The organism is Corynebacterium sp. CCUG 69979, from assembly GCF_024454095.1.
GTDB classification, from domain to species: domain Bacteria; phylum Actinomycetota; class Actinomycetes; order Mycobacteriales; family Mycobacteriaceae; genus Corynebacterium; species Corynebacterium genitalium.
Genome location: NZ_JAGPZA010000021.1, coordinates 1 through 24,455, shown reverse-complemented (window position 1 = coordinate 24,455; position 24,455 = coordinate 1). Strand labels below are relative to the sequence as shown.

Genomic DNA, 24,455 nt, shown 5'->3' with positions numbered 1-24,455 from the left:
GTGCGAATCCCTTCTAGTCGATTTCTCGTAGTTTACTCGCCGTGACAAACCGATCCCTGCCGGTTAAGTCCGCAAGGTTCTCGACGCGCTCAAACGCCCCGTGCTTATCGACGAGCTCACGCGTGCGGCCCGCCGTCGAGTCGTCATGCTCAATCCCGAGCTTTCCCCCCGGTGCCAATAAACGCGCCGCCACGGGGATGAGACCCCGGATAGCGTCCATTCCGTCAGCACCAGAGAAGACGGCTTCAGGAGGGTCGTGATAGATCTCCGGCTGCAAAGCGCCGGACTCTTCGGGTTCAAACGGCACGTACGGCGGGTTCGCCACCACAAGGCCGACTTTGCCGGAGTACTCCTCCAGCAAGTGCGGGTCGGTCATGTCACCGGAGATGATCTGGATCTCAGCACCGCGACCACCATGCTCGTCTGCGTTGGCTCGGGCCGCGGCAAGCGCTACGGGAGATTTCTCCACTCCGATGATCAAATCCGCATCGACACGTTGCGCAATATAGATTGCCAACGCACCCGAGCCCGTACCTAAGTCGACGGCGACCGGCTGAAAATCAGGGGCGTCAATCTCATCGTCGGAGAGACTGTCGAGGTACTCCGCGAACGCCGCCACCGCCCATTCCGCGAGGACTTCAGTCTCTGGCCGCGGAATAAAGACCCCTGGGCCCACTTTCAGATCATGGATCCCGAACGGTGCGGTGCCGATGATGTGCTGCAGCGGCTCACGCTTCTCACGGCGGGAAACGGCCTGCTCGAATCGGGCGAAGAACCCGTCGGGGATCTCCGTGGGAGAGGTGAATGGTAAGGAGATGTGGCTGGATACGTCGAGAAGCGATGCGGCAATGAACCGCGCATCGTAGGACGGCGAGGCGACCCCTGCCTCGGTGAACCTGCGCTCAGCTGCCGACACTGCATTGGCGAGCTCTGACGAGTTCCAGCGCACCTTGCGTCTCCTTACTGCTCTGCTTCGAGGCGCTCCTGGCGCTCGTGGGTCTGCAGCGCGGTGATGATGTCGTCCATGTTGCCGTCGAGCACCGCGTCCAAGTTGTTCGACTTGTAGTTGATGCGGTGGTCCGAGATGCGGTTCTCCGGCCAGTTGTAGGTGCGGATGCGCTCAGACCGGTCCATGGTGCGGACCTGGGATGCGCGACCTTCTGCCGCTTCGGCTTCCGCCTTCTCACGCTCAAGCTGATCCAGGCGGGCCTGGAGCACCTGCATCGCGCGAGCGCGGTTCTGGATCTGGGAACGCTCTTTCTGGCACGTCACCACAATGCCCGTGGGTAGGTGAGTGATGCGCACAGCGGAGTCAGTCGTGTTGACTCCCTGGCCGCCCTTACCGGAAGAACGGTAGACGTCAACGCGGAGGTCCTTCTCGTCGATGTCGACAGCTTCGACCTCTTCCGGCTCCGGGTACACCAGCACGCCGGCTGCCGACGTCTGAATGCGTCCCTGCGACTCCGTCACCGGAATACGCTGCACGCGGTGGACACCGCCTTCGAACTTCAGCATCGACCAGGCACCGTCGCGGGAGGGGTTCTTCGCCTTCACGGCGACAGTCATGTCCTTGACGCCGCCGAGATCGGACTCGGACAGGTCTAAAACGTCCCAGGACAAACCAGCTTTCTCCGCGTACTTCTGGTACATGCGCGCCAGATCGCCAGCAAACAACGCGGCTTCCTCGCCGCCGGCGCCGGCCTTGATCTCCATGATCACGTCATCGGCGTCATGCTCGTCGCGGGGCGCGAGCAGATCAGCCAGCTCCTCTTCGAGGCGGACAATCTCGCCCTCAAGGCGCGTGGCCTCCTCGGCGAACTCCTTGTCCTCGGCCGCCATCTCTTGAGCTGCCTCAAGGTCCTCGCGGGCCTGCGTCAGCTCGTTATTGACGTTGATAATCGGCTGGAGCTGCGCGTAGCGCTTCGACAGCTTGCGGAAGAGATCCTGGTCGCCGACAACGTCCGGGTCACCCATTTGGGCCTGGATGCCCTGGTATTCGGAAACGTAGTCGTCGACAAGCGAAACCTGCGTGTTAGCTGCCATTTACTGGTACTCCTCGGTTTCCGTGTCGGCGGCCATCGGCGCGGACTGCGCCACGCCGACGAGGAACTCGCCGTTGTTCTTCGTCTTCTTCAGCTGCTTGATCATAAGGTCGATCGCCGCTTGCGGGTCCAGCGCAGAAAGAATGCGGCGCAGCTTGTGCATGACGCGCGCTTCCTCCGGTGCGAGCAGCAGCTCGTCCTTGCGGGTGCCGGACGGGTTGACATCGACCGCTGGGAACACGCGGCGCTCGGCGATCTTGCGGTCGAGCTTGAGCTCAGCGTTGCCGGTGCCCTTGAACTCCTCGAAGATCACGGTGTCACCAGCGGACCCGGTCTCCACCATGGCGGTAGCGATGATGGTCAGCGATCCGCCGTCCTCGATGTTGCGCGCTGCACCCAGGAACCGCTTCGGCGGGTAGAGCGCGTTGGAGTCCACACCACCAGAGAGGATGCGGCCCGACGCCGGCGACGAGTTGTTGTACGCGCGGCCCAGGCGGGTGATGGAATCCAGCAGGACCACAACGTCCTGGCCCATCTCCACCAGGCGCTTTGCACGCTCGATGGCCAGCTCGGCGACAGCGGTGTGCTCGCTTGGCGGACGGTCGAAGGTCGATGCGATGACCTCGCCCTTGACGGAGCGTTGCATGTCCGTGACTTCCTCCGGGCGCTCATCCACAAGCACGACCATGAGGTAGCACTCAGGGTTGTTGTGCGCGATCGCGTTCGCGATGTTCTGCAGAATCGTCGTCTTACCGGCCTTCGGCGGGGACACGATCAAGGCGCGCTGCCCCTTACCAATCGGCATGACCAGGTCGATCACGCGGGTGGTCAGGATGTTCGGCTCCGTCTCAAGGCGCAGACGCTGGTTCGGGTACAGCGGGGTGAGCTTGTGGAACTCAGCACGCTGCTTCGCGTCGTCCACTTCCATCCCGTTGACCGTGTCCACGCGCACGAGCTGGTTGTAGCGCTGTCGGTTACGGCCAGAACCGTGCGTGTGGCCTTGGCCGTTAGCCCGGACCTGACCGATCACAGCGTCGCCCGAGCGCAGGCCGCAGCGGCGGACCAGGTTGTTGTTGATGAAGACATCAGCCTGGCTGGCGCGGTAACCCGTGGTGCGGACAAACGCGGCATTGTTGTCGACGATGTCGACGATACCCGCGATCTCCTGCAGATCCTCCGGATCGAAGTCCTGGTTGTTGTTGCCGCCGCCCTGGTTGTTGTTACCGTCGCGGTTTCGGCGGTTCCGGCGGTTGCGGCGGCCCCGGCGGCCGCCACCCTCACCGTCGCGGTTGTTATCGCGGTTGTTGTTCTGGCGGTTGTTGCCGCCCTGATTGTCACGGTTGTCACGATTGTCGCGGTTGTCGCGGTTATCACCGTTGTCGCGGTTGTCACGCTGGCCGTGATCGTCGGACTGCTGCTCGTCCTGCTGGTCGTTGCGGTCGCCGCGCTGCTCGGCACGGTGCTCGTGCTTGGCGCGGTTGCGGCGGGCACGGCGCGCTGCGGAGCGGGACTCGTAGCGCTGCTCATCGGAATCTGCGCCATCGTTGTCAGAACCAGACTTTTCGGAGCCAGACTTCTCCCCCTGCTCCGGGTTGTTCTGCTCGTTCTGCTCGTTCTGTGTGGTCGGCTGCTCACCGGATGCCTCTGCGGCTGCCTGCTCGGAAGCGCGCTGCTTGGCGCGCTGCGGCACGGTGCCGGTGGTGATGGCTTCAATCAGTTCGCCCTTGCGCAGGGCGGAGGTCCCCCGAAGGCCTTTGTCAGCAGCGATCTTGCGTAGCTCAGGCAGCTTCAGCGAAGCAAGGTCTTGGCGGTCCTGGCCCGCTGCGTTGTCCGTATCGGTCACGGATGTCCTTTCGTCTTATTGTTCACCGCGTCGCATCACGCGGTGTGGACGTGGCTCGTTTTTCCGGGGGCTTCAAACGTCGATAAGCATTTGAAGGCGCACTTTGAAGTGACAGCCCAGAAAAGGATTGATCGGACGCACGGCCAAAAATGGCGGTATGGGGAGCGCAGAAAATGCCGCTCGGGTCGCGATCTGCCGTTTAGTGTAACCCACGCCCACCACAATCGGGCAACGTGGTCGCGCTAGAGTGTACAACATGCTCTCCACGATGCAGGAAGTGCCTTTTTCCATCGGACGGATCCTCGACTTTGGAGCGTCCGTGCACGGTGGCACCAAGGTGACCACATGGCGCTCAGGCGAAGCGGAGGAAACGACCTTCGAGCTCATTGGAGCGCGCGCCGCTGCGTTCGCACACGCGTTGGAAGACAAGCTTGGCATTGACGGGGATCAGCGCGTAGGCACGCTGATGTACAACTGCGCAGAGCACCTCGAAGTGATGTACTCCGTTGCCGCGAAGGGCTCGGTGTTCGTGCCGCTCAACCTGCAACTTCTAGAAGATCAAATCGCCTACATCATCAACCACTCCGAGATGGAAGTCATCGTCGCCGACCCGCGGTTGGCAAGCAAGTTGGAGCGCATTTTGCCGTCGTGCCCGACGGTGCGCGCGGTCTGCTTCACCGGCTTGGGCGACATCCCCGAACTCGACGGGGTCGAGGTGCACGCATACGAGGCGCTTCTCGACGGCTCGTCCACCATCTACACCTGGCCCGCCCTCCCCGAGAACACCGCGGCAGCTATTTGCTATTCGACGGCGACATCGGGCGCCCCGAAAGGCATCGCCTACTCGCACCGTTCTATCTGGCTGACTGCCACGAGCCTGCGCTCGACCGACTCGATGGGCATCGCGAACGGCGAGTCCTTCCTATGCTGCATCCCGATCTACCACGTGCTCAGCTGGAGTGTGCCGTTCACCGCGTTCTTGGCCGGCACTCCCCTGGTCTTACCTGACTCGGACGTATCCGCGCCGACATTGGCGAAGCTCATCGCCGGCACCCACCCGCGCGTCGCCCACGGCGTGCCCACCCTGTGGATCCAGCTCATGGTCCACTACCTGCACAATCCGCCGGAGCGCATGTCCTTGACTGAGCTCTTCGTCGGCGGCTCCCCTGCCCCGCCCGCGCTGATCAAGGTGTGGGAGGAGCGCTACGGTGTGGACGTCATTCACGTCTGGGGCATGACCGAAACCTCCACTGTGGGCACGGTAGCCCGCCCACCGTCAGGCGTCGGTGGCGAGCGCCGCTGGGCCTACCGCATCTCCCAAGGCCGGTTCGCCCCCTGGCTGGAATACCGAGTGGTCAACGAAGGAAAGATCGTTTCCCGCACCGACCGCAACAACGGTGAAATCCAGGTCCGCGGCAACATGGTCGCCGCCTCCTACTACCAGCCCGCCAACCCGGAGGCGCTTGAGCGGGCACAGTCCTTCCGCGGTAAAGACGCCAACGACGATGAGGAGCACTTCACCGCAGACGGCTGGATGCGCACCGGCGACGTGGGCACGGTGACCTCCGACGGATTCATGACCCTCTATGACCGCTCCCGCGACGTCATCCGCTCCGGTGGCGAGTGGATCTACTCCGCCCAGTTGGAAAACCTGATCATGGAGGCCGACGAAGTCGTCGAATGCGCCGTCATCGGCTACCCCGACAAGAAATGGGGCGAGCGCCCCTTGGCCGTGACAGTCCTGCACGCCGACGTGACCCCGTCCGTCGACTTGGCCAAGAAGCTGCGCAAGGAACTCCACCAAGAGCTGCCGACGTGGATGGCGCCGGAGTACTGGACGTTCGTGGGCTCCATCGACAAAACCTCGGTGGGCAAATTCGACAAGGTGGATCTACGCGGCCACCTCTCACGTGACGAATTCGACATTATCGCTCTACCTGGGCCGGGAACCCGCAGTGCGGCAAGTTCTGAACAATCCGAAAACACAACCTTATAAGCCGGCGTAGCGTGGAGGCATGGCTACTACACCGGATATTTTCTCCAGCCCATCCCGCTACATCCAAGGTAAAGGTGCCATCCACGAACTGGGCACCCACCTGAAAAAGCTCGGCGCTAACCCGCTGCTCGTCTCTGACGACACGGTGTGGGGCATCGTCGAAAAGCAGCTCACCGACGGCTTCAAAGAAGCAGACCTGCCGCTGACCCGCGTCGGGTTCGAGCGTTTCGCCACCGCCAAGGCGGTCGACGAACTGACCGAAAAGATCAAAGAGAACGGCCACGACATCATCGTCGGTGTCGGCGGCGGTTCCGCTATTGACGCCGCGAAGGCCGCCGGCTACCTGGCCGACATCAAGTGGGCATCCGTTCCCACCGCCGCATCTTCCGACGCACCGACCTCAACGCTGGCCGTGATCTACACCGAGGACGGCGCCTTCGACGAGTACCGCTTCTACCCGAAGAACCCGGACCTCGTTCTCATCGATACCCAGATCGTTGCTGGCGCACCCGTGGAATTCCTCATCGCCGGCATCGGCGACGCACTGGCCACCTGGGTCGAGGCCCGCGCCGCCGCCCGCGGCAACGGCACCACCATGAACGGCGGCCACCCGACCCGCGCTGGTGGCGCACTGGCAAAACTGTGCTGGGACATTCTCTGGGAGCACTCTTTCGCAGCAATCGACTCCGTCAAAGCTGGCGTGGTCACCCCCGCCCTCGACGCAGTCGTCGAAGCCAACACCCTGCTCTCCGGCTTGGGCTTCGAGTCCGGCGGTCTCGCCGCAGCGCACGCCATCCACGACGGCCTGACCGCGGCCGATCAGACCCACGGTCTCACCCACGGCCAGAAGGTCAACGTGGGCACCTGCGCCCAGCTCATCATGGAGGGCGCTGATGCCGAGGAGATCGAGGACTTCATCGCCTTCACCACCAAGGTGGGCCTGCCGAACTCCCTGACCGAAGTCGGCCTCTCCCCCGACGACACCGAAGAGCTCGAGGCAGTGGCCAAGGCCGCCACCGCCGAGGACGAGACCATCCACAACATGCCATTCCCGGTCACCCCAGAACTGGTCGTCGATGCGCTCGTTTCCCTCGAGTCCATCTCCCGTCGCGTCCGCGAGGACCGCGGCCTGCCGGAGCCGGTCAAGTACGTGGCTGAGCACTAAAGCTGCTCGCCCCCGTTCATGGGTCGGGCATGAGTAAAGGGCCAAGGGCGTGATGCCCTCGGCCCTTTGGCATTCCCGGGTTTTTCGATCCGTGCACGAAGCGGTGCGGCCGGTGCGCGCGGCCGGTGCGGAAAAGTTGACAAACCGGATTTCCGCCTAGAACTGTCCACGCAGGTCAGAGAGTTGTTGGCCGTTTAGGCCGGATCGCGGATGTCAACTTTTCCGCAGCCTACGCGGACCCTGCGGGCCCACGCGGCCCCGCGCGCCTACACTCGGGAGAGCTCGGCCGTTACCGGCCCGGCGATCTCGAGGTCGAGGACGCGCAAACCGTCCAACTTCGCGGACTCGATAATTTTCGGGTCGATCGGGTCGCGGTGGAGCACCATAGCGGTCGGACCGGCGCCGGACAGGTACGCGGCGTAACCGCGGTTGCGCAGACGGTTGACCCACTCAGCCGTGACCGGCAGAACGTCGGCGCGGTAGGGCTGGTGGAGGCGGTCGCGGGTGCCTTCCCACAGCAGCTCCGGGTGGTGCTGGACCGCCACCGTCATCACGGCGGTACGGGAAACGTTGAACCGCGCATCCGTATGGGTGACATGCGACGGGAGCACTTTGCGCACCGCGTTGGTGGACGCGTGGAAGCTCGGGACCAGCGCAGTCGCCTTGATGTCAGGGTGGACTGGAAGCTGAACGGCGCGGTAGACGGGATGCGATACACCATCGACAGGGATGTCGGTCCAGCTCACCACGGCCTGGCCCAACACACTGGCCGCGGCGTTATCCGGGTGCCCCTCAAACGAGGAGCTGATCTGGACGATTTCCTCGGTGTCCAGCACGTCGCCGGCGAGAGTATTGGCGGCAACCACACCAGCCACAGCCGCCGAGGCAGACGAACCAAGCCCGCGCGACTGCGGAATATTGTTCGTGCAGGTCACCTTCAACCCGGGCGCGTCGACATCAGCGGCCTTCAACCCCTGGCGAATCGCCTTGACTACCAGGTGGGAGTTATCGCGGGGCAAGTCGTCTGCGCCTTCGCCGAAGATCTCCACCTCAAGACCGGAAAAGGTTACTTCCACCTCGACGGTGTCGTAGATCCCCAAAGCCAACCCGAGAGTGTCAAAGCCGGGACCCAGGTTTGCCGAGCTACCGGGCACGGTCACGCGAGCACGCAAGCCCACCTCAAGATCGGTGCTCATGACTACTCGGCAGCGTCGGCGTCGAGGCGGATGACGGAGTTGACGGCCTTGACGTCGTCAAGCGTGGCCAGTTCTTCGACGATCGCCGCAAGCTTGCGCTCAATCGACATGTGCGTGACGACGATCAGGCGCGACGCATCACCGTGCTCTTCCTGACGAACAGCCGAAATGGAAATGCCTGCATCAGCGAAGCGGCGAGAAATATCCGCAAGGACACCTGCGCGGTCCACGACCGACATGTCGATGTGGTAGCGCGTCGGCACATCGCCGAAGTCTGCGACCGGGTAGTGAGCGTAGGGGTTGTCCGCCGGGGCGCGGCCGCCGTGAATCTTGTTGCGGGCAGCGCCGACAAGGTCACCGAGCACAGCGGAAGCGGTGGGCGCGCCACCCGCGCCGTTACCGTAGAACATGAGACGGCCAGCGGCTTCGGCCTCAACGAAGACAGCGTTGTAGGACTTGTCGACGCTCGCCAGTGGGTGCTCGTTCGGCACCAGCGTCGGGTGGACGCGGGCGGCGACGGAAGTGGTGTTGCCGGCATCGTCGAAAAGCCGCTCGCAGATCGCCAGCAGCTTGATGGTGAAGCCGGCGTCCTTAGCTGCCTCGATGTCCTCGGCAGTGATGTTGGTGATGCCCTCCGCGTGCACGTCGTCGTAGGTCACGCGGGAGTGGAAGCCCATCGATGCCAAGATGGCGGCCTTAGAGGCGGCATCGTGGCCCTCGACGTCGGCGGTCGGGTCCGCCTCGGCGTACCCCAGGCGGGTGGCTTCCGCCAGTGCCTCGTCGTAGCTCATACCGGTCGACGCCATCGCGTCGAGGACGTAGTTGGTCGTGCCGTTGACAATGCCGGAGATGCGCTGGATCTGGTCGCCGGCGAGCGAACGGCGCAGCGTTCCCACGACGGGGATTGCGGCGGCAACGGCTGCTTCGTAGTAGAGGTCGACACCGGCCTCATTAGCGGCGTCGGAAAGCTCGTCGGCGTGCGCCGCGATGAGAGCCTTGTTCGCAGTGACCACGGACTTGCCGGCCTTGAGCGCGGCGAGAACGCACTGGCGCGGGTACTCGATGCCGCCAATGACCTCGACCACGACATCGATGTCGTCGCGGTCGATCAGCTCCAAGGCGTTGTCCGTGAGCGCGATGTCCGGGAAGAGATCGAGCACTTCGCGGCGCTTGCCCAAGTCAGACACAGCGACACCACGAACATCAATGGGGCCGCCGATGCGCTGCTCCAAATTGGAGGAGAACTCGCTAATCAGGCGGAGCACCTCAGTGCCCACCGTGCCCATTCCCAGAACAGCGACACCGACCGGCTGGCCGATGCCCTTGCCCGGGTAATTACCGTTGTGTCCCTCAGCGCTGTGAGTGGTCTGTGAAGTCATGGTTCTCGAGTCTACAAAACCTCTCGAGCGAGGATGTCCTCTACCGTCTCCCTACGCACCATCGGAGTGACTACGCCATCTTTGACGCTGACGACGGCCGGCCGGCCGAAGCAGTTGTAGTTCGATGCCATGGAGTAGCAGTAGGCACCCGTCGCGGCGAGTGCGATGAGGTCACCGCGGGCAATATCGTCCGGCCACAGGGCGTTGTTGATGAGGATGTCACCGGACTCGCAGTGGGCCCCGACCATGCGGGTGGCCTGCGGAGTGCCGCCTGTGAGGCGGTTGACCACACGTGCGTCATAATCTGCGCCGTACAGGGCGGTGCGGATGTTGTCGCTCATGCCGCCGTCGACGGCGATATAGCGGCGCGTCGCCTCATCAGTCACGTGCACGTCCTTGACCGTGCCCACCGAGTACACAGTCACAGCGGCGGGGCCGGCAATGGCGCGACCCGGCTCCACAATGACCTCCGGCGGGGTGATGCCAAGCTCGTCCGCCTTCTCGGCTACGGCTTTGAGCAAGTCCTTCGCCACGTCATCAACGGCGAGCGGCTGCTCCTCGTTGGTGTAGGCGATGCCGTAACCGCCGCCGAGGTCGAGGTAGCCGAGCTCCAGGCCCAGCTCGCGGTAGATCTGCGCATACAGCCCCAGTACCCGCGCGGCGGCGAGCTTGAATCCCTCCGCGTCAAACACCTGGGAACCGACGTGGCAGTGCAGACCGGTCAGCCGGACGTTGTCCGCCTCACGGGCGGCCACGGCGGCGCGGTAGGCGGAGCCAGATACCAGCGACAAACCGAACTTCTGGTCTTCGTGGCTGGTGGCGATGAACTCGTGCGTATGCGCCTCCACACCGGGTTTGACGCGGATGAACACGTCCTGCACCGTGCCTTCCTCACCGGCGATGCGCTCAAGCTCCTCGAGCTCCTGGTGGGAGTCGATGACCACTTCGCCGACGCCTTCGCGCACGCAGCGGCGCAGGAACGAATCGGGCTTGTTGTTGCCGTGCACGGTGATGCGCTCTGCCGGGAATCCCGCGTGTAGGGCAATGAGAAGCTCGTTCTCGCTCGCCACGTCGAGCGACAGTCCCTCCTCGTTGACCCAGCGGGCAATGTGAGTGGTCAGGAATGCCTTGGAGGCGTAGTGCACGTTTTCCGCCTTGCCGTAAGCGCGAACCATGTCTCGGCAGCGGGACCGGAAATCATCCTCGTCGACAACCATCACAGGGGTGCCGTACTCAGCTGCAATGTCCGGCAGCGGCACGCCGGCGATGGTGACAGTACCGCCCTCAAGCCGCTGCGCGCTTCGTGGCCACACATGGGCGGGCAGGTCGTTGAAGCACCCGGCCTCGTTGTGGCGCATGCGCAACAGGTCATCGCGCGACAGGTTGGCAGTGTTTAGAACGGGATCGAGCATCGGTCTACATCCTCTCCGGAGCGGTCACGCCGAGCAGGCGCAGAGCATTGGCCAGCACCTGGCGCGAGGCCGAGGCGAGCGTGAGACGTGCGGCATGAATCGGCTGCGGGCCCTCCCCTGCCTTGGGCAGGATCTGGCAGGCGTCATAGAACTTGTGGAAGACGCTGGCCAGTTCCTCGGCGTAGCGCGCGATACGGTGCGGTTCGCGCAGCTCAGCCGCTGCCTTGACGACGGCAGGGAACTCGCCCAGCGTACGAATCAGGTCGCCTTCCTTCTCGTGGGTGAGCAAGGACAGATCAACTTCTTCATCGTCGTCCGAGCTTGCGAGGACGACACCGGTCTCGGCAGCCTTACGTTCGATCGACGCCAGGCGCGTGTGGCCGTACTGCACGTAGTAGACGGGGTTGTCGTTGGACTGCTTCTCCCACAGGTCCAGGTCGATGTCCAGAGTGGAGTCGACCGAGGAGCGCACCATCGAATAACGCGCGGCATCCACACCAATGACATCCACCAAGTCGTCGAGGGTGATCACTGTCCCGGCGCGCTTGGACATCTTCACCGGCTGGCCGTCGCGGACCAGGTTGACCATTTGGCCGATGAGGACCTCGACTGCCTCCGGGTTGTATCCCAGCGCCTGGGCGGCTGCGCGCAGGCGGGCGATGTAACCGTGGTGGTCCGCACCCAGCATGTAGATGGCCAGAGTGTGTCCGCGGTCGAACTTGTCTGCTACATACGCGATGTCGCCAGCTATGTATGCGGCATCACCGTCGGACTTGAGCACGACGCGGTCTTTGTCATCGCCGAAGTCGGTCGAGCGCAGCCACCACGCTCCATCGTTTTCATAGAGGTTGCCGTTGTCCTTCAGCGTCTGGATCGCACGGTCCACAGCGCCGGACTCGAACAGGGAGTTCTCGTGGAAGAAGACATCGAAGTCGGTGCCGAAGTCGTGCAGGGACTGTTTGATCTGCGCGAACATCTTCTCGACGCCCTCGCGCCGAAAAGCTTCTTGCACTACCGCTGCATCGCCCTCCAGGATGCCCGGGTTCTCCGCGACAACCGCGCTGGCAATGTCGGCGATGTACTCCCCGCCATAACCGTCCTCGGGGGTCGGCTCATTCTTGGCTGCAGCTACCAGGGAGCGGGCAAAGCGGTCGATCTGGCCGCCGTGGTCGTTGAAGTAGTACTCGCGGGTCACCTCCGCGCCGGAGAATTCCAGCACACGGCCCAACGAGTCACCGACGGCTGCCCATCGGGTGCCGCCCAGGTGGATCGGGCCAGTCGGGTTGGCGGAGACGAACTCCAGGTTGATTTTCTCCCCGTCGTAGATGTCCGAGCTGCCGTAGGCCTCCCCCTTCGCCAGGATGTCGGCCACAATGCCACCGGTGGCAGCAGCCCCAAGGCGCAGATTAATGAAGCCGGGGCCGGCAACATCTGCGGAATCGATCTCGGGGAGGGCGACAAGAGCGTCGATAAGCCAGCCGGCGAGCTCCCGCGGGTTCGTCCCTGCTTTCTTGGCCACCTGAAGTGCGACATTGGTGGCGTAATCGCCGTGCTCCGGGTTGCGGGGCCTCTCGACGGTGACCGTCTCCGGGACGACGGAGGAATCAAGCCCGTGGGCATCGAGCGTTTCGGTAGTAATGGCGCGAACAGTCGCGGCGAGGTCAGCAGGGGTCATGGGCAGCAAGTCTAGATCAGGGGCCGGACACCGGCAGAACTGGCAGGTGCGCTGCTCATCCTTTAATGAAACTGGGTGAAAATCTCCGTTTTCCTCCGGACACACGCGGCTACTGGAATACTTTGACTGCATTATTTTTGCCCGTGCAAAGTATTCGCAGAGGAGATGGTCAATGGGGACCTTTCAGATTCAGACCGACGCAGTAGCGGGAAGCGTAGGACTATCCGCACTTGTGTCGGTCTTGCCGCTGTTGGCGTTTTTCGTCATGCTGCTGGGTTTCAAAGCGCGCGCTCACACGTCCGGTCTGGTTGCGCTGGGCGTGGCGCTGCTTGTTGCTGTGCTCGGCTTCAATATGCCGGTCGGCATGGCAGTATCGTCCGCGTTCCGCGGCGGGCTCTACGGACTCTTCCCTATTGTCTGGGTGATCCTCACCGCGATCTGGTTCTACCAGATCACCGTGGCAGCCGGCCGGTTCGAAGACCTTCGCAGGGTGTTCGACAAAATGGGCAACGGAGATGTGCGCATCCAGACGATGCTCATCGCCTTTTGTTTCGGTGGCCTGCTTGAAGCGCTCGCAGGATTCGGCGCACCGGTGGCCATCACCGCGACGATGATTCTCGCCCTCGGCATCCCCCCGCTGAAGGCGGCATCGATTGTGCTGATCGCCAACACCGCCCCCGTTGCGTTCGGCGCGGTGTCCATCCCGATCACCACTGCCGGTGAGGTCGGTGGCCGCACTCTCGAGCAGACAGAGAACATCGCTGCGATTGTCGGCCACCAAACCCCGTTCCTGGCGTTCTTCGTGCCGTTCATCATCGCCTTCCTGGTAGACGGCGGACGCGGCGTCCGCGAGACCATCCCCGCCGCCGTCACCATCGGCCTGTCCTTCGGTATTGCACAGTGGTGGACCTCCAACTACTTCGCTTACCAGCTCACCGACGTCATCGCCTGCATCGTCGCCCTTGGCGCGGCGTTTGTTCTGCTGCAGTTCTGGAAACCGGTCGGTGTGCCGGAGCTGCGTGAGCGCCTTGGCCTTGACCAGCCGGACGCAGACGTAGCACCGAACGCGGGGACAGGAACCCACGGCGACGATGCCGAGACCGAGGTAGCTGGTTCCACCGCGATCAAGACGCGCGCTGAAGCAGCAGATGAGAGCCTTCCCGGCAACCGCGTCTGGATGGCACTGATGCCCTATGCCGTCGTGGTGTTCATCTTCGGCATTGCCAACTTGGGCACGACGATCCCTGAATGGCTGAAGTCGTTCAAACTGGCCATTCCGTGGCCGGGGATTGAGACAGGCCGCATCCTCAGCTCTACCGGCACCGACGTCAAGACCGACTACACCTTCGCCTACCTGCACAACCCGGGCACCCTGCTGGTCATCTCCGGGCTCATCGTCGCGTTGGTCTACATCATCTTCGACGAGAACGGCCGCTACCAGCTCAACTGGGCCCAGGTGGGCAAAGAATTCGTGGACACGGCCTACCGCATGCGCTGGTCCGCGCTGACCATCGTGGTGGTTCTCGCGCTGGCGTACGTGATGAACTACTCCGGCCAGACGGTGACCATTGGTTATTGGTTCGCAGGCCTCGGGGCCGCGTTTGCCTTCCTGGCTCCGATGCTGGGGTGGATCGGCGTGGCGGTCACCGGCTCGGACACGTCCGCGAACGCGCTGTTCGCCAACCTTCAGGTCACGGCCGCCGAGCGCCTGGACCTCAACCCGGATCTCATGCTGGCGGCCAACACCACCGGTGGTGTCGTGGGCAAGATGATCTCCCCGCAGTCCCTCGCCATCGCCGCCACGGCGGTGAACATGGAGGGCAAAGAGTCGGAGCTTTTCAAGAAAGTCGTCGGCTGGTCCTTCGTCTTCTTGCTGGCTGTGTGCACCATGGTCTTCCTGCAGACGAACGTGCTCAGTGCCCTAGCGCCCGCTGTGGGCTAAAGGGGAGTAACCTCTACGCTGACTGGCCGGCAACCCACCCAGAAAGGAGCCACCAGTGCGTGTAGCCCTATTTTCCACCTGCATCGGGGACGCCCTGTTCCCCGATGCCCACAAGGCGTCTGCCTTGGTTTTGTCCCGCCTCGGATGCGAAGTCGTCTTCCCGAAAGAGCAGACCTGCTGCGGACAGATGCACATCAATACCGGGTACCAGAAGGAAGTGGTGCCCATTATTGAGAACTACGTTGACGCGTTCGCGGACGATTCGATCGATTACGTTGTCACCCCGTCCGGCTCCTGCACTGGTGCCGTCCGCGAGCAGCACGTGCGCATCGCTGACCGTTACGGTTCCAAGGGGCTTGTCGACGGTGCAACGCGCGCCGCTAACAAGACCCTTGACCTGTCCGAGTTCATCGTGGATGTCATGGGCACCACCGATGTGGGAGCGTTCTTCCCCCACCGCGTGACCTACCACTCCACCTGCCACTCCCGCCGCATGATCAAGGTCGGCAGCCGCCCGACGGATCTGCTGAAGAACGTCGAGGGCATCGACTTCGTCGAGCTGGACAACGTTGAAGAGTGCTGCGGTTTCGGTGGCACCTTCGCGGTGAAGAACGCCGACGTTTCGGCGGCGATGGTCAGCGACAAGGTACGCCACATTAAGGACACGGAGGCCGAGTACGTCACCGCTGGCGACTCGTCCTGCCTGATGAACATCGGCGGCGCTATGTCCCGCCAGCACTCCGGCATCCGCGCGATCCACATCGCGGAGATTCTCGCATCCACCCGCGAGCACCCGTGGACGCCGACGTCGGCCGCATACTCGAAGGAGAAGATGCTGTGAAGGTCTCACTCGGCACCCCCACTACCCCGCCGCATGCCCCGCATGAGCCGGGTCACTTCCGCGAGTACGAGAAGTTCCAGAAGAACGCGAAGCACGAGCTGAACAACTCTACGCAGCGCCGGAATCTGCACCACGCGACTACTCAGATCCGTCTCAAGCGCCAGGGCGTTGTCGACGAGCTGGATGACTGGCAGCAGCTGCGTGAGGCAGGCTCGACCATCAAGCGCGACACGTTGGCTCGCCTGCCGGAGCTGCTCGAGCAGTTCGAGGAGAACGTCACCGCCCGCGGCGGCCACGTCCACTGGGCGCGCGACGCCCGCGAGGCTAACCAGATTGTCGCCGACCTGGTCAAAGCCACCGGTGAGACTGAAGTGGTCAAGGTCAAGTCCATGGCGACTGCAGAGATCGCGCTGAATGAGGTCCTCGCCGAAGACGGCATCCACGTTCAGGAGACGGACTTGGCGGAGCTCATCGTCCAGCTGGGCGAGGACTTCCCCTCCCACATCGTTGTGCCGGCCATCCACCGCAACCGCGCAGAGATCCGTGACATCTTCACCGAGAAGATGCCTGGCGCTCGCCAGGACCTCACTGAGGACCCTTCGGAGCTGGCGGACGCAGCGCGTTCCTTCCTGCGCGACCAGTTCATGAAGGCCAAGGTGGCTATCTCCGGCTGCAACTTCGGCATCGCCGAGACCGGTTCGGTGTCCATCGTGGAGTCTGAGGGCAACGGCCGCATGTGCGTGACCCTGCCGGAAACTCTGATCACGGTGATGGGCGTCGAAAAGCTCCTGCCTTCCTTCGACGACCTCGGCGTGTTCATGCAGCTGCTCCCCCGTTCTTCGACCGGTGAGCGCATGAACCCGTACACCTCGATCTGGTCGGGCGTGACCGCGAACGACGGCCCGCAAGAGTTCCACATTGTCCTCATGGACAACGGCCGCACTGCCGCGCTGTCCAACGAGATCGGCCGTGAGGCTCTCAAGTGCATCCGCTGCTCTGCATGCCTGAACGTGTGCCCGGTCTACGAGCGCGCTGGCGGCCACTCCTACGGTTCGGTCTACCCCGGCCCGATCGGCGCAATCCTCACCCCGCAGCTGGCGGGCATGGATTCGACGGATGACGTCACCGCGTCGCTGCCGTACGCGTCCTCGCTGTGCGGCCGCTGCGACGAGGTCTGCCCCGTTAAGATCCCGATCACCGATGTGCTGCTGGAGATGCGCCACCAGAAGGTGAAGAACCACCGTCCGGCACTCGAGGGTTCGATGTTCTCCTCCATTGGCTTTGTCATGGGCAACCAGAAGCTGTGGAACCAGGCGGTGCGCATGGCTGCTGCCGGCCGCATCCTCGGCGGTTTCAACGGCGTGATTGATTCGCTGCCGCTGTTCATGTCTGGCTGGTCCGACTACCGCGACACCGCGGTGCCGCCGAAGAAGTCCTTCCGTGAGTGGTTCGAGTCGGATGAGGCGCAGCAGTTGCTCGCGGATGCCCGCGCACAGGGTGCTGCCCGCAACACTGACCCGAATTCTGACACCGTTGCAGCTGACACCATCGAGGACAATGCCTCGACCAACCAAGGGGAGGCCCGCAATGACGAGCGCTAAAGAGGCAATTCTCTCCCGCATCCGCGACGCGCAGAAGCTCGCAGACGCGCCTGCGAGCGTCGAGCACTCCCACGAGTACCGCACTGAGTCGTCGCTGGGCCGCGACGAGCTGCGTGAAATCCTCGTCGACAGGCTCGTGGACTACAAGGCCGATGTGATCCAGTGCTCCGCGGACGAGCTGCCGGGCAAGATCGTCGAGGTACTCCACGACCGCGAGTGCGACGACGTGCGCTACGCGCCGGGCCTGGAGAAGTCGCTTTTCGACGGTTTCTCCGGCACTGCTGCCCCGGACGAGTCTTCTGTGGACCCGCGCACCCTTGGGGACGCTGATGCGGTGGTCACCAGCTCTGTCGTGTCCGCTGCACAGACCGGCACGATCGTGCTGCAGTCCGACGTTCTAGAGGACGGCCCCGCCGTCTGCGGCCGCCGCTCCCTGTCCCTGGTGCCCGACCGCCACTTGTGCATCGTGCCCATGGACACCGTGGTCTACGGCGTGCCCGAGATGTTCGGCAAGATCGACCCGTACAAACCGGCCACGCTCATCTCTGGTCCGTCGGCAACGTCCGACATTGAGCTCGTGCGTGTGGAAGGCGTTCACGGCCCGCGCGACTTGATCGTGTTCGTGGTGGATTAATTACCGGCTGCAACCGCGGGTTAAACGACAAAATGTGTGTCTGACTCCGGCGTGTCGTGGGGGTTAGATGTGGCCTTTTTGGATGCCGATTGAGTGGTTGTAGTTGGTGTCGATACCGTGGGGTCGGGCACATCAATGAGCCAGAACGGTTCGAACCGGCGTTGCAGCGTACGGGGCGAACATCCCACGCGGTGGGCAACAGCATCGAGACTGGTGCCGGTGGTGAGATGATCAATGAAGGCGGTAAACACCGCTGCATTGGTGATGTCGCCGCGGTGCTTCACGCTGGATGCGCCGCATTGTTTGCACCGCCATCTGGTGGTGCCTTTGCTGGTGGTGCCGTTGCGTTTCATCTCGCCGCCGCAGTAGCAGCGTGGTTGGTTCTTTGGCATTGCGCCACCACACCACGGCGTACATAGCACACAGCGCTAGCCCCTCCGTGGATTTGCCGTCAGGAAGCCAGATATATGCCCCAGAAGCATATATTTTCCTGAAACCTCGTGGTTAAGCCCCGGAAACCGGCGATTCCGGACACACTTTTTGTCGTTTAACCCGCAACCGCAGCCAGAACACAAATCGGCCCGCACCCTCCGAGTGGAAAGTGCGGGCCGATCTGCTGTCATTTCCCGTGCCGCGCTTTTCTCGCGCGCAAGATTTATTATGGGCGACATAGTTTTGAAAAGGATTCTTCTTACCTGGGAGGTATCGCAGTGTTCACCGTATTTTCCTTGAAGCGGGCGGCAACTGTCGTTGCGACAGTTGCCGCAGCCGCGACGATGGCCGTCATTCCGGCGGCCGGAGCTCAGCCCGCACCGAAGATTACGTGGGAAGACTGCCCCGCCACCGTTGACGTCGCCGGCGCTCAGTGCGGCCGGATTGATGTTCCGATGCGCTACGACCAGCCGGACGGCCGCAAGATCTCGCTCGGCTTCCTGCAGATCAAGGCGCAGCAGCCAGCAGAGAAGCGCGGTGTACTCTTTGGTAACTCGGGCGGCCCTGGCGGCGATGCCTACACCTACTTCGGGTCGAAGAACGTCGGGTACAACTGGCCGCAAGAGATCCGCAACGAGTGGGACTTGGTCGCCGTGCAGCCACGCGGCTTGGCGCACTCCACTCCCCTAGAATGCCAAGACCCGGCGACCGGACAAGATCCGCTGGCGGTGGTGCGCGACACGGTCGACTCCGTGACCAACATGGGCGGATACGTCCGCCGCAGCTGCCAGACCGGCGGCCCCGGTTACCCGGAGTCCATCACCACGGACAACAACGCGCGCGACTGGAACATGGTCCGCCAGGCCCTGGGGTACGACAAGATCTCCATCATGGGCTTGTCGTACGGTACGTTCCTCGGGTCTGTGTACGCCACGATGTACCCGGCCAACACTGACAAGGTCGTCCTGGATTCCGCAATGGATCCGAACATGGCGTGGAACGACGTCCTGGCGTCCCAGCAGGGAGGCTACGAGACGGTGTTGCACGAGTACTTCACCTGGCTGTCTATGAACGACGACAAGTACAAGATGGGTGATACCCCGCTCAAGGCCTACCAGTACTGGTCCCGCCAGATCGTCGCCGAGACCGGCACGAACCCGACGGTTGTTCCCCCGCCGGCCCGCGTGGGTGACCTGCCTCCGGGGCTTGCAAGCTCCGGCCAAGCTGGAGCTGACCTTTCGACCGCCACCGGCAAGGCCCGCGTGGAGGGCGAGAACGTGGTCAACATGATTCTCAACCCCGGCGCAAACCAGGCCAACTCCCAGTTGCTGCTCATGACCCGCTTGCTCATCCCGCAGCCGAGCCAGTGGCACCTGCTGGCCACCATGACCAACGGCACTGCCGACCAGGTCGGTGAGGTTCCTCCGCCAGCAGTCGCCGAAGAGCTCAAGCTGTCACAAATGCACACCCAGCAGTTGCTCTCTGTGCAGACCTGCAACGAGAACATCACCCCGCCGGACTACACGCTCATCCCGCAGGCTTTGTACACCAATTACATCTCCGGGGACATCTTCACCGCCATCAACGCCATGTACAAGAGCGGATTGATGTGCAACGGAGCTGCACCGGTCGTTGGACGCCCGCATCTCGACGGTTCCAAGCTGGCCGTGCGTCCCCTGCAGATCAACGCCACGCGCGATCCGCAGACTGTGTACGCTGGCCGCGGCACCCTGCACTCCACGATGGGCACGCAGTTGGTGACCGTGCACGGCCCGGGCCATGGCCACGTGGCGTTCGGCAACCCCGTTGTTGATCGCCTCGTGGTGGATTACCTGCGCACCGGCCAGGCAACCACCCTCAACGCGCCCGGCTACTTCGAAGCACAAGGACAATAGAATGAAGTTTCTCGCACTGTCGACCAGCGTCCACCGCTACCAGAGCTCCGGTATTCACACCGGAATGTGGCTCGGCGAATTCACGCACTTTTACGACGTCATGACCAAGGCCGGCCACGAGGTCGACCTTGCCAGCGTCGATGGCGGCGCTGTCCCCATTGACCCGGTGAGCCTGAAAACCCCGGTGATCCAGATGGGCGGCACGAACAAGCGCTACAAGGATCCGGAGTTCATGGCGCTTCTCGACGACACCCCCGCCGTCACCGACGTCGACCTCGACTCCTATGACGGGATCTACTTGATCGGCGGCCACGGCACGATGTTCGACTTCACTAACGAGGAAGTCTCCGCCGCAGTCGCCCACTTCGCCGACGCCGACAAGATTGTGTCGGCTGTCTGCCACGGTCCGGTCGGTTTGCTCGACGTCACCCTCGCAGACGGTTCTTCGCTTCTCGACGGCCGTAACGTCACCGGCTACTCCTGGGCCGAGGAGAAACTGGCTCAGCGCACAGCCGAAGTCCCTTTCAGCCTCGAGGAGAAGCTGAAGGAGCAAGCCGGCGAGTACACCACCGCTAAGCTGCCCATGACGAAGCATGTCGTCGTGGACGGCAAGCTGGTCACCGGGCAAAACCCGATGAGCGCAGCCGGTGTCGGCGAGGCCGTGCTGGAGCTGCTGGACTCCTAAATCCCGCCTACAGGCGGTCGAGGATCATGCCCAGTGTTTCCTCGGCCGCCTTGATGTTTTCCTCGCTCGGATCATTGAGACTCAAGCTGACGAGCGTGCCGTTTTTCTCGGCCACAGTGTTGTAAGTGGACATCTGCTCCATTTCGGAGTCGGTCCGCTGGATGACGGCGTAGCCCCCATCCGCATCTGCAGTGAAGGGGAGCTCCTCAGCCGCGACGCTCATTACGCCTGCGGGCGACGTGAACGAGTAGTTTCCGCACTTTTCTAAGTCCGGCGTCGTTCTATCGCGCTCCGGATCCTTGGTCACGCTTAGGTCATAGGCAACCACTGCGAAACCGTCGGTTTGAACGTCACCCGCAGTGAAGGTCTCCGGCGAAACGTCTTCATCGTTGAAGTCGTCTTGGTTCCTCTGGAACTCCTCGCCGCACTCAGGGGGATCGAACTCGAACATATCCGCCGCTTGCACGTCCTTCATCACCTGGAGCAAGTCCTTGATCTGCTCCGGTGATTGCGTGACCACCTGCTCGCTCTTGAAGGTGACGCCATCGAACAACTGGGAGAGATCTTTCACCTCGGCCGACTCGGAGTTCTCAGCCGCCGTTTCTTCGGACGGGGCTGCTTCAGCACTCTCCCCCTGGGTTTCCGTGGCCGGCCCTTCTGCATTGCCCTGCTCGTCCGAGCTGCACCCGGCCACTAGCAGCAGCGTGGACGCAGCGACGGACGCCCCAATCGTTTTCAGTGTGCGTGATGTGAACATGGTGCTTCCTCTTCGTGTCATTCGGTGTTCTTACAGCCCCGTTCGGCGGGTATTTCTCAAGCATAGAGGAGACACAATTCTGCAACTCAGGTTCCGTTTGCCAACGACGTGTTAGAGCCGCCAGCCATGCTTAGCCGAGAAGCACGGCCAGCGTGGTGAGCTGGATCAACGCATTATTTGCAACGTGCGCGATCAAGCCAGCCCATAAGGTGCCGTGCCAGCGGGTGACAAGGGCGCACCCGAGACCAAAGAAGGTCGTGTACAGAATTGCCGGTGGGCTTACGTGGGCGATCCCGAAGATCACCGAACTGAGGATCACACTGAGCACACCGGGCATGACGGTATCGAAGTACCCCATGAGAACCCGGCGAAAGACCAGCTCTTCCAGGAACGGCCCTACGAGCAAGTAGGCCGCCAACGCGACAATGATGGGAAGAGCACGCCCGACACCTACCTCTTCCAAGACCGAGGAGTCGTCTGCGTTGTTCAGCCCGAGCAGCGGCCCCAAGATCGAAGTCACAATGCCGGCGCTGATGATGATGGCCGGCACCTGCCAAAGGAGGTGCCAACCGCGCTTGCCCAGTGGGAGAAACCCCGCTTCGATCCCGCGGTTGCGCAAGTAGCGCAGTAACAACCAGGCGGGAAGACCAAGCGCTATCACCATCATGAACGGCATAGCAACGATGAGGACACTTCTGTCGACGTCTAGTTTCCACAGCCCGACAGCCTGACCGATGAGCAGCGCGTACATCGAGACAATAGCTAACGCCGCAACGAGTGCGTCTTTGGCCCCCGGCGGCGTGAGGGTTTGCCAGTTCACCGATTTTTTCACCGAAAGCCCCTTAGTTCGAACTGGTTTCTAGTGCGCGTGTGCGACCTGCACCCTGGGATTGCCAGTGGGAGTTCCAGGGCCTTGCAGCATCGCCATGAATAGCGCGACTGTAACGACGAACAACCCGACAGGAATGAGAAAGACCAGCAGATTGATCGTCGGCAGTTCCGTACCTGCGGCTACTTCCTCCCAGGCGTAGAACGCGGTCGAGCCGAAGCCGAGCACAAGCAGAATTGCCCCGGTGACAGCGGTCTGCATAGCCGCGCACTTGCCCTGTGAGATCTCCGGCCGATTGACGAGGTAGTACGTCGAGCCGATGATCCACAGCGTCGCTACAGTGTTGCCTAGCGCGATGATCGCTGAGGTAGTAGCTTGATTGGCCCCGTCCGGATCTGCCACGGAAAGCGCAGCTAGAACCGCGATTATGGGAAAGCTCACGGCGCCGAAAAGCAGCCCGCCGAGGAAAGTGCATTGCTTCATAACCTGATAGTAGACCGTGAACTCTGTGATTTTACTGAACCCCGGCGTGTTTCCCTGACTTTCTCTGGCCGCTTCCGCATCACCCGCCCTGCGCGATGCGGTTGAGGGTTTCCAGGTGATGGCTGAGCGCCTCCCGCCCGGCCTTGGTGATGACAAACCGGGTCTGCGGCAGCTTGCCGACAAAGCCTTTCTTGGCTCGGACATACCCAGCGTCTTCGAGTGCAGTCGCATGCTTCGACAAGGTGGAGTCCGTCGTGTCCAGATGGTCGCGCAGATCCTTGAACGTCATCTCAACGACGTTGGAAAGAGAAGCGAGCAAGGAAAAGCGCAGCGGATTCGCCAGTACTGGGTCAAGCTCGTTTCGCAGGTGCGCCATGGATTATTTCATCCTCTGAACGCGCAGCGAGGCATAGTCCCACACCGGCCCCGCAAGGGCGAGACCAAGGTAAACGTAACTTTGCAGGACGAGTTGTCCGGAAGTGATGCTCGGACCCAAGAGGCTGAACCCCCACATGATTCCCCACAGTCCGATCATGACACCCCACCGAGCGCCAAAGCCTTTCGGTGCCGGGCCCGAAAGCGCCCCGAAGATAGCGGACGAGTTCATCCCAAAGAACACCCATGCCCCAATCACCGCCCACACGATCGGTGGTGGCGGGCCACCGCCATTGAAGTAGGAAGCGATGAGATACAGCGGCCCGGCTGCACAGAGCATGATATAGCCGATCCAGCTCAATGGGAATCGGGCGGCATTGCGGGACAGGGTATTTGCGCGAGCGAGCATCTCGCGCGCTTCAGAAGCTGACGGGTTCATGGTCATCTCTCCAGGGTCGTGAAGTACTTTCCAGTTTGGAAAGTACTGTCTCGGACGCTAGCCGTCAAGAGTCATCTCCAGAAGATCCGAAAACCCGGCCGGTAAGCACAAAAAGGCCCGCCACGAAAGTGGCGGGCGGAGGGCGGAAGCTCGTCGATAAGCTACTGCTTGATCGCAGAACCCTCGATTTCGATGCCGACCTTCTCGCTCAGCATCATGCCGCCGGAGTTCAACGGAGCCTGGAAGTCGATGCCAAACTCGCTGCGATTGATCGTGGTGCGCGCCTCAAAGCCCATGCGGATGTTGCCGAACGGGTCTTCTTCCACACCGAACGTCTCAACCTCGAACGTGACGGGCTTCGTGGTGCCCTTGATGGTCAGGTCACCGGTGACGGTGCCGTTGCCGTTTGCGTCGACGTCGAAGCTGGTGGCGTTGAACGTCATCTCCGGGTACTGCTCGACTGCGAAGAAGTCCTCGCCGCGGACGTGGGCGTCGCGGTCTTCGTTGCGAGTGTCGATGCTCTCCGTGCGCACAGTGCCGCTAGCAGTGCTTGCCGACGGATCCTCCGCCACGGTAATGGACGCTTCGTAATCAGTGAACTCGCCACGGACCTTGGTCACCATTGCGTGGCGCACGGTGAAGCCGACGGAAGAGTGTGCGGGGTCTAGGTTGTAGGTGCCGGTGAGTGTGCTCATGGGGTCTCCTTTGAGAAAGATGTTGATCTGTCATTAAGTTTTGCACTGCCGATGGTAGACCTGAGGGTGTCAGGATGTTTGTGTGTGAGGCTCTGATTGAGAGGGAGTTTCACCGATAATGACTACTGTGTCACCAAAG

General features: G+C 62.5%; 21 protein-coding genes and 1 pseudogene. 8 read left to right on the top strand and 14 right to left on the bottom strand.

The window, feature by feature from the left end:
* Nucleotides 1–13 precede the first annotated feature (13 nt).
* The 3 genes from KBX18_RS10320 to rho are packed head-to-tail and all read right to left on the bottom strand — an operon-like array spanning nt 14 to nt 3,885.
* Nucleotides 14–949: a HemK/PrmC family methyltransferase gene (locus KBX18_RS10320; protein WP_255995954.1), complete on the bottom strand. Its 936-nt coding sequence runs from the start codon at nt 947–949 to the stop codon at nt 14–16.
* A gap of 11 nt (nt 950–960) precedes the next feature.
* Nucleotides 961–2,043 carry a peptide chain release factor 1 gene (gene prfA / locus KBX18_RS10315; protein WP_005290571.1) on the bottom strand — a complete coding sequence of 361 codons (1,083 nt, stop codon included), beginning with the start codon at nt 2,041–2,043 and terminating at the stop codon, nt 961–963.
* On the bottom strand, nt 2,044–3,885 hold the full coding sequence (rho, locus tag KBX18_RS10310; RefSeq protein WP_255995951.1) for a transcription termination factor Rho: 1,842 nt from the start codon (nt 3,883–3,885) through the stop codon (nt 2,044–2,046). It lies immediately after the preceding gene.
* A 256-nt stretch (nt 3,886–4,141) separates the two neighbouring features.
* Here rho and KBX18_RS10305 point away from each other — a divergent pair, with 256 nt between their 5' ends.
* Nucleotides 4,142–5,881 (top strand): long-chain fatty-acid--CoA ligase, encoded by a 1,740-nt coding sequence (locus KBX18_RS10305; protein ID WP_255995949.1) that lies wholly within the window; start codon nt 4,142–4,144, stop codon nt 5,879–5,881.
* 19 nt (nt 5,882–5,900) lie between these two features.
* Nucleotides 5,901–7,046 carry a glycerol dehydrogenase gene (locus tag KBX18_RS10300; RefSeq protein ID WP_255995947.1) on the top strand — a complete coding sequence of 382 codons (1,146 nt, stop codon included), beginning with the start codon at nt 5,901–5,903 and terminating at the stop codon, nt 7,044–7,046.
* Nucleotides 7,047–7,312: 266 nt separating this feature from the next.
* Here KBX18_RS10300 and thrB read toward each other — a convergent pair whose 3' ends face one another.
* Genes thrB through argS form a run of 4 tightly spaced genes read right to left on the bottom strand, consistent with a single transcriptional unit; the run spans nt 7,313 to nt 12,708 of the window.
* Complete coding sequence (gene thrB, locus KBX18_RS10295; RefSeq protein ID WP_255995945.1) at nt 7,313–8,242, bottom strand: homoserine kinase; 930 nt, start codon at nt 8,240–8,242, stop codon at nt 7,313–7,315.
* 2 nt (nt 8,243–8,244) lie between these two features.
* Nucleotides 8,245–9,621, bottom strand: a complete 1,377-nt coding sequence (locus tag KBX18_RS10290; RefSeq protein ID WP_255995943.1) for a homoserine dehydrogenase — start codon at nt 9,619–9,621, stop codon at nt 8,245–8,247.
* 11 nt (nt 9,622–9,632) lie between these two features.
* Nucleotides 9,633–10,979, bottom strand: coding sequence for a diaminopimelate decarboxylase (gene lysA / locus KBX18_RS10285; RefSeq protein ID WP_255995963.1), 1,347 nt, complete (start codon nt 10,977–10,979; stop codon nt 9,633–9,635).
* A gap of 58 nt (nt 10,980–11,037) precedes the next feature.
* Nucleotides 11,038–12,708 (bottom strand): arginine--tRNA ligase, encoded by a 1,671-nt coding sequence (argS, locus tag KBX18_RS10280; protein WP_255995942.1) that lies wholly within the window; start codon nt 12,706–12,708, stop codon nt 11,038–11,040.
* Nucleotides 12,709–12,880: 172 nt separating this feature from the next.
* Here argS and KBX18_RS10275 point away from each other — a divergent pair, with 172 nt between their 5' ends.
* From KBX18_RS10275 to KBX18_RS10260, 4 genes are read left to right on the top strand one after another with little or no spacing between them, the layout of a single operon-like run.
* Nucleotides 12,881–14,650, top strand: coding sequence for an L-lactate permease (locus KBX18_RS10275; protein ID WP_255995940.1), 1,770 nt, complete (start codon nt 12,881–12,883; stop codon nt 14,648–14,650).
* Between the two features lie 55 nt (nt 14,651–14,705).
* Nucleotides 14,706–15,491, top strand: a complete 786-nt coding sequence (locus KBX18_RS10270; RefSeq protein WP_255995938.1) for a (Fe-S)-binding protein — start codon at nt 14,706–14,708, stop codon at nt 15,489–15,491.
* A complete protein-coding gene (locus KBX18_RS10265; protein WP_255995936.1) occupies nt 15,488–17,092 on the top strand; it encodes a LutB/LldF family L-lactate oxidation iron-sulfur protein in 1,605 nt (534 codons plus the stop codon). Before KBX18_RS10270 ends, KBX18_RS10265 begins: the two co-directional genes overlap by 4 nt.
* Nucleotides 17,079–17,726 carry an LUD domain-containing protein gene (locus KBX18_RS10260; RefSeq protein WP_255995934.1) on the top strand — a complete coding sequence of 216 codons (648 nt, stop codon included), beginning with the start codon at nt 17,079–17,081 and terminating at the stop codon, nt 17,724–17,726. The genes KBX18_RS10265 and KBX18_RS10260 overlap by 14 nt, the downstream gene beginning before the upstream one ends.
* A 116-nt stretch (nt 17,727–17,842) precedes the next feature.
* Here the strand turns inward: KBX18_RS10260 and KBX18_RS10255 are convergent.
* Nucleotides 17,843–18,118 (bottom strand): annotated as a pseudogene (locus KBX18_RS10255) (IS256 family transposase); the annotation flags it as partial.
* Nucleotides 18,119–18,436: 318 nt separating this feature from the next.
* Between KBX18_RS10255 and KBX18_RS10250 the strand changes: the two are divergent.
* Nucleotides 18,437–20,053: an alpha/beta fold hydrolase gene (locus tag KBX18_RS10250; RefSeq protein WP_255995933.1), complete on the top strand. Its 1,617-nt coding sequence runs from the start codon at nt 18,437–18,439 to the stop codon at nt 20,051–20,053.
* 1 nt (nt 20,054) lies between these two features.
* On the top strand, nt 20,055–20,738 hold the full coding sequence (locus tag KBX18_RS10245; protein WP_255995931.1) for a type 1 glutamine amidotransferase domain-containing protein: 684 nt from the start codon (nt 20,055–20,057) through the stop codon (nt 20,736–20,738).
* Between the two features lie 7 nt (nt 20,739–20,745).
* On the opposite strand, the gene KBX18_RS10240 is transcribed toward KBX18_RS10245, so the two are convergent.
* The 6 genes from KBX18_RS10240 to KBX18_RS10215 all read right to left on the bottom strand — a co-directional run bounded on the left by KBX18_RS10240 (nt 20,746) and on the right by KBX18_RS10215 (nt 24,316).
* Nucleotides 20,746–21,495: a hypothetical protein gene (locus KBX18_RS10240; RefSeq protein WP_255995930.1), complete on the bottom strand. Its 750-nt coding sequence runs from the start codon at nt 21,493–21,495 to the stop codon at nt 20,746–20,748.
* A gap of 130 nt (nt 21,496–21,625) precedes the next feature.
* Nucleotides 21,626–22,327, bottom strand: coding sequence for a CPBP family intramembrane glutamic endopeptidase (locus KBX18_RS10235; protein WP_255995929.1), 702 nt, complete (start codon nt 22,325–22,327; stop codon nt 21,626–21,628).
* A gap of 27 nt (nt 22,328–22,354) precedes the next feature.
* Entirely contained in the window at nt 22,355–22,807 is a 453-nt protein-coding gene (locus tag KBX18_RS10230) for a hypothetical protein (RefSeq protein WP_255995928.1), read from the bottom strand.
* 79 nt (nt 22,808–22,886) lie between these two features.
* The gene (locus KBX18_RS10225; protein ID WP_255995926.1) at nt 22,887–23,183 is read right to left on the bottom strand and encodes a transcriptional regulator; all 297 of its coding nucleotides are present in this window, start codon (nt 23,181–23,183) and stop codon (nt 22,887–22,889) included.
* Nucleotides 23,184–23,186: 3 nt separating this feature from the next.
* Entirely contained in the window at nt 23,187–23,627 is a 441-nt protein-coding gene (locus KBX18_RS10220; RefSeq protein WP_005290626.1) for a hypothetical protein, read from the bottom strand.
* Between the two features lie 155 nt (nt 23,628–23,782).
* The gene (locus tag KBX18_RS10215) at nt 23,783–24,316 is read right to left on the bottom strand and encodes a YceI family protein (RefSeq protein ID WP_255995925.1); all 534 of its coding nucleotides are present in this window, start codon (nt 24,314–24,316) and stop codon (nt 23,783–23,785) included.
* Nucleotides 24,317–24,455: the final 139 nt, after the last annotated feature.

What these genes read in the sequence shown, in the direction of transcription:
- prfA (WP_005290571.1), bottom strand. Translation starts at nt 2,043, where the DNA reads ATGGCAGCTAACACGCAGGTTTCGCTTGTCGACGACTACGTTTCCGAA.
- KBX18_RS10305 (WP_255995949.1), top strand. Translation starts at nt 4,142, where the DNA reads ATGCTCTCCACGATGCAGGAAGTGCCTTTTTCCATCGGACGGATCCTC.
- KBX18_RS10300 (WP_255995947.1), top strand. Translation starts at nt 5,901, where the DNA reads ATGGCTACTACACCGGATATTTTCTCCAGCCCATCCCGCTACATCCAA.
- thrB (WP_255995945.1), bottom strand. Translation starts at nt 8,242, where the DNA reads ATGAGCACCGATCTTGAGGTGGGCTTGCGTGCTCGCGTGACCGTGCCC.
- KBX18_RS10290 (WP_255995943.1), bottom strand. Translation starts at nt 9,621, where the DNA reads ATGACTTCACAGACCACTCACAGCGCTGAGGGACACAACGGTAATTAC.
- lysA (WP_255995963.1), bottom strand. Translation starts at nt 10,979, where the DNA reads ATGCGCCACAACGAGGCCGGGTGCTTCAACGACCTGCCCGCCCATGTG.
- argS (WP_255995942.1), bottom strand. Translation starts at nt 12,708, where the DNA reads ATGACCCCTGCTGACCTCGCCGCGACTGTTCGCGCCATTACTACCGAA.
- KBX18_RS10275 (WP_255995940.1), top strand. Translation starts at nt 12,881, where the DNA reads ATGGGGACCTTTCAGATTCAGACCGACGCAGTAGCGGGAAGCGTAGGA.
- KBX18_RS10260 (WP_255995934.1), top strand. Translation starts at nt 17,079, where the DNA reads ATGACGAGCGCTAAAGAGGCAATTCTCTCCCGCATCCGCGACGCGCAG.
- KBX18_RS10245 (WP_255995931.1), top strand. Translation starts at nt 20,055, where the DNA reads ATGAAGTTTCTCGCACTGTCGACCAGCGTCCACCGCTACCAGAGCTCC.
- KBX18_RS10240 (WP_255995930.1), bottom strand. Translation starts at nt 21,495, where the DNA reads ATGTTCACATCACGCACACTGAAAACGATTGGGGCGTCCGTCGCTGCG.
- KBX18_RS10230 (WP_255995928.1), bottom strand. Translation starts at nt 22,807, where the DNA reads ATGAAGCAATGCACTTTCCTCGGCGGGCTGCTTTTCGGCGCCGTGAGC.
- KBX18_RS10225 (WP_255995926.1), bottom strand. Translation starts at nt 23,183, where the DNA reads ATGGCGCACCTGCGAAACGAGCTTGACCCAGTACTGGCGAATCCGCTG.
- KBX18_RS10220 (WP_005290626.1), bottom strand. Translation starts at nt 23,627, where the DNA reads ATGACCATGAACCCGTCAGCTTCTGAAGCGCGCGAGATGCTCGCTCGC.
- KBX18_RS10215 (WP_255995925.1), bottom strand. Translation starts at nt 24,316, where the DNA reads ATGAGCACACTCACCGGCACCTACAACCTAGACCCCGCACACTCTTCC.